General features: G+C 71.9%; 13 protein-coding genes. 2 read left to right on the top strand and 11 right to left on the bottom strand.

Annotation, left to right across the window (positions count from 1 at the left end; genetic code table 11):
- Positions 1–85: 85 nt before the first annotated feature.
- Positions 86–490, bottom strand: a complete 405-nt coding sequence (locus tag GRQ65_RS20260; protein ID WP_160879818.1) for an ATP-binding protein — start codon at positions 488–490, stop codon at positions 86–88.
- A 73-nt stretch (positions 491–563) separates the two neighbouring features.
- Positions 564–1547 (bottom strand): EamA family transporter, encoded by a 984-nt coding sequence (locus GRQ65_RS20255; RefSeq protein WP_160879817.1) that lies wholly within the window; start codon positions 1545–1547, stop codon positions 564–566.
- Between the two features lie 63 nt (positions 1548–1610).
- Between GRQ65_RS20255 and GRQ65_RS20250 the strand changes: the two genes are divergently transcribed.
- Positions 1611–2117 carry a CGNR zinc finger domain-containing protein gene (locus tag GRQ65_RS20250; RefSeq protein ID WP_202388423.1) on the top strand — a complete coding sequence of 169 codons (507 nt, stop codon included), beginning with the start codon at positions 1611–1613 and terminating at the stop codon, positions 2115–2117.
- A 20-nt stretch (positions 2118–2137) separates the two neighbouring features.
- Here GRQ65_RS20250 and GRQ65_RS20245 read toward each other — a convergent pair whose 3' ends face one another.
- From GRQ65_RS20245 to GRQ65_RS20205, 9 genes are all read right to left on the bottom strand, one after another.
- On the bottom strand, positions 2138–2434 hold the full coding sequence (locus tag GRQ65_RS20245; protein WP_160879815.1) for a DUF3349 domain-containing protein: 297 nt from the start codon (positions 2432–2434) through the stop codon (positions 2138–2140).
- Positions 2431–2691: a hypothetical protein gene (locus GRQ65_RS20240; RefSeq protein ID WP_160879814.1), complete on the bottom strand. Its 261-nt coding sequence runs from the start codon at positions 2689–2691 to the stop codon at positions 2431–2433. The genes GRQ65_RS20245 and GRQ65_RS20240 overlap by 4 nt, the downstream gene beginning before the upstream one ends.
- Positions 2688–3905, bottom strand: a complete 1218-nt coding sequence (locus GRQ65_RS20235; protein ID WP_160879813.1) for an inorganic phosphate transporter — start codon at positions 3903–3905, stop codon at positions 2688–2690. Before GRQ65_RS20235 ends, GRQ65_RS20240 begins: the two co-directional genes overlap by 4 nt.
- 67 nt (positions 3906–3972) lie before the next feature.
- Complete coding sequence (locus tag GRQ65_RS20230; RefSeq protein ID WP_160879812.1) at positions 3973–4758, bottom strand: alpha/beta fold hydrolase; 786 nt, start codon at positions 4756–4758, stop codon at positions 3973–3975.
- Positions 4749–5480, bottom strand: a complete 732-nt coding sequence (locus GRQ65_RS20225) for an endo alpha-1,4 polygalactosaminidase (RefSeq protein ID WP_160879811.1) — start codon at positions 5478–5480, stop codon at positions 4749–4751. Before GRQ65_RS20225 ends, GRQ65_RS20230 begins: the two co-directional genes overlap by 10 nt.
- 18 nt (positions 5481–5498) lie before the next feature.
- Complete coding sequence (locus tag GRQ65_RS20220; RefSeq protein WP_160879810.1) at positions 5499–6311, bottom strand: hypothetical protein; 813 nt, start codon at positions 6309–6311, stop codon at positions 5499–5501.
- Between the two features lie 35 nt (positions 6312–6346).
- Positions 6347–7843 (bottom strand): MFS transporter, encoded by a 1497-nt coding sequence (locus GRQ65_RS20215; RefSeq protein ID WP_337191910.1) that lies wholly within the window; start codon positions 7841–7843, stop codon positions 6347–6349.
- A 63-nt stretch (positions 7844–7906) separates the two neighbouring features.
- On the bottom strand, positions 7907–9697 hold the full coding sequence (locus GRQ65_RS20210) for a 3-hydroxyacyl-CoA dehydrogenase family protein (RefSeq protein ID WP_160879808.1): 1791 nt from the start codon (positions 9695–9697) through the stop codon (positions 7907–7909).
- Positions 9698–9713: 16 nt separating this feature from the next.
- Complete coding sequence (locus GRQ65_RS20205; RefSeq protein WP_237448619.1) at positions 9714–10250, bottom strand: GNAT family N-acetyltransferase; 537 nt, start codon at positions 10248–10250, stop codon at positions 9714–9716.
- Positions 10251–10277: 27 nt separating this feature from the next.
- Here GRQ65_RS20205 and nucS point away from each other — a divergent pair, with 27 nt between their 5' ends.
- A complete protein-coding gene (gene nucS / locus GRQ65_RS20200) occupies positions 10278–10961 on the top strand; it encodes an endonuclease NucS (protein WP_160879806.1) in 684 nt (227 codons plus the stop codon).
- Positions 10962–10965 lie beyond the last annotated feature (4 nt).

Genomic DNA, 10965 nt, shown 5'->3' with positions numbered 1-10965 from the left:
CACCGCCCTCAAAGGCAAGTCACCCATCGACCTCGTGCCCAACCTCCCCGGACACAACAGCTAGCGACCCTCTCGAGACCACCCCTCAGATGTCGAGGTGCGCGGAGACCCGGGTGCCGTCGGAACGGTCGACGGACCACCGGGTGCTGAGAGCGTCGACGATCGCGAGCCCGCGGCCGTTGGGCGCGTCCTGGCTGGGGGGCCGGACGACCACCTGACCGGTCTCACCGGAGTCGTGGACGCTGATGACCAGCTCGCCCGACTCGACCCAGGTGGCGAACTCGATCTGCTCGTCGTCGTCGGGACGACCGTGGAGCACGGCGTTGACGACGAGCTCGTGCACGATCAGCGCGGCGTCCTGGCGCAGCTCGTCGCTGACCCCGTGGTGGTCGAGGAGCCGGTTCAGGAGGTCGCGGGCAGCGCGTGCCGCCCCGCTCGCGAACGGGAGCCGCACGACGTGATCACCGCTGCGCGGCGCACCTGTCGTCATCAGCCACCTTCAAGAAGTCCCGCGCAGACTGTAGCCGTCCAGGCCCACCTTCATGCGCGGGGTGACCGCGCGGTCAGACCGGTGCTGACTCCCGCCCGGCCGCGGGCTCGCCGACCTTGACCGCGACCACACCCGCCAGGATGAGCAGTCCGCCCACCAGCTGCACCGGGCCGGGCAGCTCGGCGAGCAGCAGCCACGCCCAGGCCACGCTGAAGACGACCTCCAGCAGGCCGACGAACGACGCGAGCCGGGAGCCGATGCGCCGCCCGGCCGCGATGCCGGAGACGTAGGCCACGGCGGCGGTGACAGCGCCGAGCAGCAGCAGCGGCACCCACCACGCGACCTGGTGGCCGGCGTACGCCGCGGGGTCGGTGCCGGCCCGCAGCGGGAGGAGGCCGACGAGGCTGAGCAGTCCGAGCAGGACGGCTCCGACGACGAGCCCGCCTGCGGCCAGCGCCAGCGGCGGGAGCCCGTTGTCGACGTCGCCGGCGACGAGGAAGTGGGTCGCGCAACCGACCATGGCGCCGAGCGCGAACAGCACCCCGACCAGCGACAGCGAGGCTCCCGAGAGCAGGTCGAGCACCAGCACCAGACCGAGGGCGGCGACCGCAGCGCCTGCGACGGTCATCCGGCCGGGCCGCTGCCCCTGGCGCAGCCAGAGCCACACGACGACCGCAGCGGGAGCGGTGTACTCGATGAGGATCGCCGGCCCGACCGGCATGTGCGCGATCGCCGAGAAGTAGCAGAACTGCGCGCCGGCGACCGCGAGGCAGCCGTAGGTCAGCAGGAGCCGGGCGTTGCGACGCAGCAGAGACCAGCGACCGCGCAGGGCGACGAGCCCGAGGGGCAGCACCAGCACCGCGGCCAGGCCGATCCGCACGAGGGTCACGGCCACCGGGGTCCACCCGGTGTCGAGCAGACCGCGGGCGAGCGCGCCCGCCATCCCGAACGACGCCGCCGACACCACGGCGAGCGCGAGCCCGCCCGCGAGACGCGCGGGCGCCTCCACGGACACGGCGGGGGCCCCGACCGGGGTGTCATCAGCCATCGTCGTCATGACACATGACACTAGAGGCGGACCGTGTAACCTGTCAACGTGCCTTTTGCTCATGACACCGAGATGGCGCTGCAAGCGGCGGCACTCGTCGCCAACAGCGCCCTCGAGCCCGACACCCTCACCGAGGTCGCCGACCTCGACGCCCTGTGGGACGAGTGGGGCTACACCGGGCGCCACGACGGGACGAGGGCCGAGCTCGAGGAGGTCCGGGGTGTCCGCGCGGAGCTGCGCGAGCTGCTCACCGCCGATCGCGACGGTGCCGTCGACCTGGTCAACACGCTCCTGCGCGACAACCACGCCCTGCCCCAGCTGGCCCGCCACGGCGACTACGACTGGCACATCCACGCCATCGACGACCAGGCGCCGCTGGCCGCACGCCTGCTCGTCGAGACCGCGATGGCGATGGTCGACGTCATCCGGGCCGACGACATGTCCCGGCTCGCGGTCTGCGCCGACGACACCTGCGAGGGCGTCGTGGTCGACCTCTCACGCAACCGGTCGAAGAAGTTCTGCTCGACGACGTGCGGCAACCGCAACGCCGTCGCGGCCTACCGCGCGCGTCAGCGCTGATCGCGGCTGACGACGCTGCGTCAGTCGACCGGCCAGCCGTGGTGGCTGACCAGACGGGCCTCGACCCGGGCGACGTCCTCGGGTGCCGGCAGCGCGTCGGTCAGCTTGGTGATCTGCACCCCGATGTCTCCCGCTGCGTCTCCCGCTGCGTCGTCGTCGGCGCCGGCGACCTCCTGGGCGACCTCGCGCACCTCGGCCTCGGTCAGCCGGGTGCGCAGCAGGGCCAGCAGCGGGATGTAGTCCTTGGGCGGGACGCCGGCGGGGTAGCCCTCGCGGAGCCACTCGAGCACCCCGGTGAGCCTGGAGTTGAGCGTCATGCGATCCCTCCCGCGGCGAGGATGACGTAGAGCCCGGCGCCGATGCCGACCACCACGACCAGGAAGCAGAGCCCGGCCAGCGCCCGCCCGGCCGGGTGGGGCCGGGCGTCGGCTGCGACCTCCGCCGCTCCCCCGGTGCCCCAGGCGAGCGAGCGGATGCCGAGGGCGAAGACCGCCGGCAGCCCCGCACCGAGCAGCAGCCCGGCCGCGAGCACCTGCCAGGCGCCTTCGAGAGCGAAGCCCAGGTTGTCCCTCATGCCGTCACCTCCTGGCGTCGAGCGGTCGACGGTGTGCCGTCCCACTCGTCGTTGACGTTGCCGGGGTGCACCGGCTGGGCCTGCGAGCGCCGGAACATGTACGCCGCCAGCGCGGCGAGCACCGCGAAGACGACCAGAGGTCCGGCGTACCCGCCGAGCAGGTGGCCGAGCCACCACATCGCCGCACCGACGACGCCCGCGGCGGGCAGCGTGATGAGCCAGGCCGCGACCATCCGGCCGGCGATGCCCCAGCGGACCTGCGCCCCGGGCTTGCCGACCCCCGAGCCCAGGATCGAGCCCGTGGCCACGTGGGTCGTCGAGAGCGCGAAGCCGAGGTGGCTGGAGGCCAGGATCACCGCGGCCGACGACGCCTCGGCGGCCATGCCCTGGGGTGAGGAGATCTCGACCAGGCCCTTGCCGAGGGTGCGGATGATCCGCCAGCCGCCGAGGTAGGTGCCGAGCGCGATCGCCAGCGCGCAGGACAGCTTGACCCAGAACGGCACCGCGCCGGTGTCGCTCCAGTGGCCGCCCGCGATGAGGGCCAGCGTGATGACGCCCATGGTCTTCTGCGCGTCGTTGGTGCCGTGGGCCAGCGAGACGAGCGACGCCGAGCCGATCTGGCCCCAGCGGAAGCCGTTCTCGGTGAACCGCTCGGCGACCCCCGCGGTGATTCGAAAGACCAGCCAGGTGCCGACCGCGGCCACCGCACCCGCGATGACCGGCGACATCAGCGCCGGGAGGATCACCTTGCCGACGACGCCGTCGAGCTTGGAGCCGTCGCCGTTCCAGTTGACGCCCGCGGTGCCGAGGCCCGCGATGGTGGCCCCGATGAGGCCGCCGAACAGCGCGTGGGAGGAGGAGGACGGGAGCCCGATCAGCCAGGTGAGCAGGTTCCACAGCACCCCGCCGACGAGGCCGGCGAGGATGATCAGCAGGAGCGCGTAGCCGTGGTCGGCCGTGAGCTCGGGTCGCGGAGCGCCGGAAGAGTCCTGCACCTTCACCACGGCGTTGGTGACGGTCAGCGCGACCTCCACCGAGAGGAACGCACCGACCAGGTTGAGCGCCGCGGAGAGCGCCACCGCGACCTTGGGTCGCAGGGCGCCGGTGGCGATCGAGGTCGCCATCGCGTTGCCGGTGTCGTGGAAGCCGTTGGTGAAGTCGAAGGCCAGCGCGGTCCCGATCACCAGGACCAGGATGAGGGTCGCCTCGGTCACGCTTCGAGCCTGCTCCTGCGCCGGGGCCCCGAAAAGCCCCGGCGGCGGTGTTCAGCGACTGTTCACCTCAGCGCAGGAACCGTCGCAGGACCTCCGCGAACACCGCCGGCTGCTCGCTGTGCACCCAGTGGCCGGCGTTCTTGACGGTCACCCGCCGGTTCTGCGGGAACCAGTGGTCCATCGCCTCGACGTATTCCGGGCGCACGTAGTGCGACTCCGCGCCGCCGACCCACAGCACCGGACCGTCGTACGGCGCGACGTCGGCGAGCGCGTCCTGCGGCCAGCCGGTGATGAGGTCGAGGTCGCGACCGAGCAGCTCGAGGTTGAGCAGCCACCGCCAGCGGGGGCCGTCGGGCGTCTCGTCGCGGCGCAGGCTCTGGAGCAGGAAGCCGCGCACCATCGGGCTGGGCACGGCCTCGCGCAGTGCGGCCTCGGCATCGCCGCGCCGCTCCAGTGCGTCGAGGTCGATGGCCCGCATCGCCTCGATGTAGCCCGCGAACTCCGTCGCGTGCTCGTAGGGCACCGGCGAGACGTCGACGACGACGAGCCGCTCGACGCGCTCGGGGTGGCGCAGCGCCGTCAGCATGACCGTCTTGCCGCCCATCGAGTGCCCCACGACCGCGGCCGGGTCGTCGGGGTCGAGCAGGTCACCGACGGCGTCGGCCATCGCGAGGTAGTCGAAGCGCTCGGAGCGGGGCGAGGTGCCGTGGTCGGGCAGGTCCACCAGCTCGACGCGGTGCTCGTCGGCCAGCGCCTTGGCGATGCCGGTCCAGTTGCGGCCCTGACCGAACAGACCGTGGCAGAAGAGCACCCGCGACCCGGCCGCACCGATGCTCGTCGTGGTCAGCACCATGCGTGCACCCCGTCCGGGGTCAGGTCGCGGTCGCGCAGCACGACGGCGTGGGTGGAGCCGTACGCCGCGCAGGTGGCGTCGAAGTCGGCGCGGCGGTACTCCACCATGACCACCTGGTCGCCGTAGTGGGCGACGTAGCGAACGCACTCGTCGTAGCGGCCGCATTCCTCGGAGACCGCGAAGTCGAAGCCCACCCGGGTGCCGTCGAGCCCGGCGAGGTTCTTCTGCCCCGCGGCCAGGCCGTGGGCGTGGGCCACCCGGGTCAGTGCGCGCGCGAAGGCGAGCGTCTGCGCTCGCCGCACGAGCCCGTCACTGCGGGTGAAGGAGTCGAGGTTGTCGTACTCCACGGCCTGGTAGCCGTCGGCGGCGCAGCCCGCGACCCAGGCGTCGACGATGCGGGCCAGGGCGCGGCGCTTGGCGGGGGTGCGGACGTCGAGCAGCGCCTCGCCCCACGCCTCGTCGACCACGGGCCGACCGCGGTCGTCGCGCAGGACGAGGTCGGGGTGGCGCCGCCACAGCCGTCGCTCCCCCGGCTGGGTCTGGAAGGCGTTGACGTAGCAGACGTCGTACAGCCCCGCGGCGGGTGGCTCGGTGCGGTCACGCACCACGATGCCGACGTTGCTCGCGGGCGTGGTGGCCCCACCGAGCTGGTAGTCGACGTCGGTGCCGGTCGGCAGCAGCGCGAACGCGACGGCCACGACGGCGGAGAGAGCGGTCAGCACACCGAGGAGTGTGCCGGATCAGAAGTCGAAGCCGCCGAAGTCCCCGAAGTCGCCGCCACCGCCGCCGTCGCTGCCGATGCCGCCCCAGAAGCCACCGTCGCCCCCACCGTCGCCCCCGCCGAGATCACCGGCTCCCAGGTCACCGCCGTCGCCCCAGCCGCCGAAGCCGCCCATCATCCCGCCGAGCAGCAGGCCGGTGAAGAGCATGTGGGTGCCGGCGAAGGCGCCGAAGTAGCCCTGGGCGTACGGCGCGTACTGCGGCCCGCCCTGGTAGTACGGCATCCGCTGCGAGCCGACCATCACCTGGCGCACGTCGGGGTCGGCGCCGACCTGGACCCGCTCGAGGTCGAGGGCGCACGCGGGGACGTCGCGCGTGGTGCCGCCCGGCGGCGTCCAGGCGACCTCGCCCACGCTGAGGCCGTGCCGGGGGTCGAAGAAGCACGGCGGGCGCCGGGTGGGCAGCGGCTCCCCTGCGACCCGGGCCCGCACGCACGCGATCGCGTAGCGCCCGTCCTCGATGATCTCGGTGACGTGGCGGACGTCCTCGGGCTGGGCGAGCCGGTCGGCCGCGGTCTTGGCCGACTCGTAGGCGTCGAGGGCCCGCTGGTAGTCGGCGCGTGCGCCCGCGTCGAGCTCGGTGCCGAGGAGCTCGGCGTCGAGGTCCTGCAGGTCGGTGCCGAGGGCGGTGACGTCCTCGAAGGCGAGCTTCTGGACCGGTTCGAGCTCGGCCCGCTTCGTCTCGAGCTGCTTCTCGGTGTGGCGCCGGCCGGAGACCACTGCCACCGCCAGCGCGCCGAGGACCACGATGAGGACGACGACCAGACCCGTCATGGTGAGACCCTACAGACGGACTCCGAACCCGCCGGTCAGACGGGGACGGGCTCCTTCTGCGAGCCTCCTCCGCCCGGTCCGGACCCGTCGGCGTCCTCGGCCGTGAGCGGCTGGGCGATGCTCTCGAGCGACTTGCCCTCGGCGTCGACGCCGAGGAAGGCCTGCACGATGCCGCCGCCGATCATCAGCGCGGCGCCGATGAAGTAGCCCACCGCGATCGCGGTGATGTCGCCGCTCGACGCGCCGCGGTCGACCAGCCAGCCGAACAGCAGCGGACCGGAGATGCCGCCGGCCGCCGTACCGATGGCGTAGAAGAAGGCGATGCAGAGCGCGCGGGTCTCCATCGGGAACACCTCGCTCGCGGTGAGGTACGCCGCGCTCGCCCCGGCGGAGGCCAGGAAGAAGATGATCGCGCCCATGAGCGTGAGCGTGGTCGCGCTGAGGTCGCCGAGGATGATCCCGGTGAAGGCCAGCAGCAGGCCGGACACGATGTAGGTGCCGGCGATCATCTTGCGCCGACCCAGCGAGTCGAAGAGCGGGCTCAGCACGAGCGCGCCGATGAAGTTGCTGGCGGCGAAGATCGCGAGGTACCACCCCGTCTGCTTCACGTCGAGGAACGTCGACAGGGTGTCGCCGTAGGTGAAGAAGAAGGCGTTGTAGAGGAACGCCTGGCCCACGAAGAGCGAGAAGCAGACGATCGTGCGCCGTGGGTAGAGCGTGAACACGGTCTTCGCGATGAGCACGATCCCGATCGATCGCCGCTGACGCACCGTGATCGTGTCGTGGGTCTGCGACAGCTCCTCGTGCGACTCGTCGGCGACGGTGCGCTCGATGTCGCGCACGATCTGCTCGGCCTCGTCCTCTCGGCCGTGGATGAACAGCCACCGCGGCGACTCCGGGACGTGGCGGCGCACGATCAGGATGCCCAGCGCGAGCACCGCGCCGAGACCGAAGGCGAGCCGCCAGCCCCACGCCTGGTCGATGACGGTCGGGTCGAGCAGCGGGATGGTGAGCAGCGACCCGGCGACCGCGCCCAGCCAGAACGAGCCGTTGATGGCGACGTCGACGCGGCCGCGGTACTTCGCGGGGATGAGCTCGTCGATCGCCGAGTTGATCGCGGCGTACTCACCGCCGATGCCGGTGCCGGTGAGGAAGCGGGCGGCGAAGTACCACGCCGGGTTCATCGAGAACGCCGTGAGCACGGTCGCCACGGTGTAGACGCCGAGGCTCACCATGAACAGCTTCTTGCGACCGAGCCGGTCGGTGAGCTGGCCGAAGAACAGCGCCCCGATGCACGCGCCCGCGACGTACGCCGCCCCGGCGAAGCCGACCTGGAAGCTGCTCATGCCGAGCCCGGTGTCGTCGGGCTTGAGCGCCTCTGACATCGAGCCGACGATCGTGACCTCGAGCCCGTCGAGGATCCAGACGGTCCCGAGCCCGATCACGACCAGCCAGTGCCACCGGGCCCAAGGCAGCCGGTCGAGCCGGGCCGGGATGTCGGTGGTGATGCGTCCGATCTCTGCTGCTGCCACGTCCCGGCCGGTACCCCCACCCGATGTCGCCATGTGTGCCCTGTCACAGGGCGTCCACTCGGGTCAGCGCAGCGTGTAGTCGCGGAACCCGCGCTTGGTCTTGCGACCGAGGTAGCCGGCGGTGACGAGGTGCTCGAGCAGCGGGGCGGGCGCGAAGCCCGGCTCGCGGAACTCGAGGTAGAGCTCGCGCTGGATGGCCAGGGAGACGTCGTTGCCGACCACGTCGAGCAGCTCGAAGGGCCCCATCGGCAGCGCGCAGCCCTGCTTCATCGCGGTGTCGATGTCGTCGGCGGTGGCGTAGTGCGCCTCGAGCATCTTCACCGCGTCGTTGAGGTAGGGGAACAGCAGGGCGTTGACGATGAACCCGGCCCGGTCGCCGCACGAGACCGCGACCTTGCCGACCTTCTCGCACAGCGCGCGCGTGGTCTCGGTGACGTCGTCGGCGGTGACCACCGTCGAGACGACCTCGACCAGCTTCATGATCGGCGCCGGGTTGAAGAAGTGCATGCCGATGACGTCCTCGGGGCGCCGCGTGGCGCGCGCGAGCTGGATGACCGGCAGGGAGGAGGTGGTGGTCGCGAGGATCGCGCCGGGCTTGCAGATGTCGTCGAGGTTGCCGAAGAGCGTGGTCTTGACGGCGAGGTCCTCGGCGATCGCCTCGACGACGATGTCGACGTCCTTCAGGTCGTCGAGGGCGGTCGTGCCGGTGAGCCGGCCGAGCAGCGCCGTCTTGTCGTCCTCGGTCGCGCGGCCGCGGCCGATCTGCTTGTCGAGGTTGCGGGTGATGAGGGCGACGACGCCGTCGACCTTGTCCTGGCTGCGGCCCACGAAGACGACGTCGAAGCCGGCCTTGGCGAAGACCTCGACGATGCCCGCCGCCATCGTGCCGGTGCCGACCACGCCGACCTGGCGCAGCGGGTGGCGCAGCTGCGGGCGGTCGTCGGCGGACGGGGTGAGCTCGTCGGCCACGGTGGCCGGGCTGTCGGGACCGTCGTAGGTGTAGAAGCCGCGCCCGGTCTTGCGGCCGAGCATGCCGGCGGTGACCATCTGCTTGAGGATCGGCGCCGGGGCGTGGAGCCGGTCGCGGCCCTGGCGGTACATCGTCTCGAGGATCTCGTACGCCGTGTCGAGGCCGATGAGGTCGAGCAGCGCGAGCGGGCCCATCGGGTAACCGCAGCCGAAGCGCATGGCGGCGTCGATGTCCTCCCGGCTGGCGTACCTCGCCTCGAACATCGACACGGCGTGGTTGAGGTAGCCGAAGAGCAGCGTGTTGGCGATGAAGCCCGCCTTGTCGCCGCAGACGACCGGCTGCTTGCCGATCCGGGCGAGCAGCTCGGTCACGTCGTCGAGGACGACCGGGTCGGTCACCACGGTGCGCACGACCTCGACGAGGTCCTGGACGGGCGCCGGGTTGAAGAAGTGGACCCCGACGACGCGGCCGGGGCTGGTGTTGGCGGTGGAGATCTCGGTGACGCTGAGGCTCGAGGTGTTGGTCGCGAGGATCGTCTCGGTCCGCACGATGGCGTCGAGGTCGCGGAAGATCTGCTTCTTGACCTCGACCGACTCGACGACCGCCTCGACGACCAGGTCGGCCTCCGCGAGGTCGGTGAGGTCGGTGGTGAGCGAGATCCGGCCGAGCAGCTCGGCCTGCTCCTCCTCGCTCAGCTTGCTGCGGCGTACGGCGCGCGCGGTGGAGTTCTCGAGGTGCTGGCGCCCGCGGGCGAGCGCCTCGTCGTTCTGCTCGACGCCGACCACGGAGAACCCGTGCCGGGCGAAGACCTCGGCGATCCCGGCGCCCATGGTGCCCAGCCCGACGACGCCGACGGTGGTGAAGGTGCGACCGCTGTCACTCATGCTCAGGGACCGTAGTTCACCCGTCGGTAACTTGGCGACGGACTGCGACCTGCATCACGACGCGCGTCCCGTGGCGGTCGAGACCGATCGCCCGCTCGTGGTCGCGGATGCGCTGCAGGTGCGGCGCGGGGCGCTCCACCTCGACGAAGCCGAGGCGCCGGTAGAACGGCCCGTTCCACGCCAGGTCGCGGTACGTCGTGAGCGAGAGCGTGTCGAACCCCTCCCACCACACCTCGCGCACCGCTGCCCGCACGAGCGCGGTGCCGAGCCCGCGGCGTCCGACCTCGGGGCGCACCGACAGCTGGGCCAGCAGGGGTGAACCGTCGACGACCTCGACGTGGGCGAACCCGACCGGCTCCCCCACCGGCCCGACCACGAGCAGGAAGCCCGGTCGGTCGAGCCGCTCGCCCCCGCTCGGCGGCTCGGCGAGCAGCGGGTCGCCGGTGAGGTCGCCGTACGCCTCCTCGAACAGCACGCCGCCCGAGGCCTCCACGTCCGCGATCCGGCGCAGGTCGGCCGCCCGCGCGTGCCGGACGGGTGCGGGCTCGCTCATCACGGGCTCACTGTAGATTCGCCGCTCGTGAGGTTGGTCGTCGCGCGCTGCCAGGTCGACTACGCAGGGCGGCTGACCGCCCACCTGCCGATGGCCAACCGGGTGCTGATGGTCAAGGCCGACGGCTCGGTGCTCGTGCACTCCGACGGGGGCTCCTACAAGCCGCTCAACTGGATGTCGCCGCCGTGCTCGGTGCGCGAGGGCACCACCGACGACGGCCAGGTCGAGTGGACCGTCACCGGCAAGGACGGCGACACGCTGCGCATCCTGCTCGAGGACGTCCAGCACGACTCCTCCCACGAGCTCGGCGTCGACCCCGGACTGCAGAAGGACGGCGTCGAGAAGCACCTGCAAGAGCTCCTCGCCGAGCACCCCGCGACCATCGCCGAGGGCCTGACCCTGGTGCGCCGTGAGTACCCCACAGCCATCGGACCCGTCGACCTCATGTGCCGCGACACCGCCGGGCTCAGCGTCGCCGTCGAGATCAAGCGCCGCGGCGAGATCGACGGCGTCGAGCAGCTCACCCGCTACCTCGAGCTCCTCAACCGCGAGCCGCTGCTGACCACCAAGGGCCCCGTCCGCGGCGTCTTCGCCGCCCAGCTCATCAAGCCCCAGGCCCGCGTCCTCGCCGAGGACCGCGGCATCTCCTGCGTCACCGTCGACTACGACGCCCTGCGCGGGCTCGACGACCCGAGCCACCGGCTGTTCTGAGGGC

Origin of the sequence: Nocardioides flavescens (assembly GCF_009823805.1) — a bacterium.
Classification (GTDB): Bacteria; Actinomycetota; Actinomycetes; order Propionibacteriales; family Nocardioidaceae; genus Nocardioides; species Nocardioides flavescens.
This window is presented reverse-complemented; position numbering and strand designations above follow the sequence as displayed.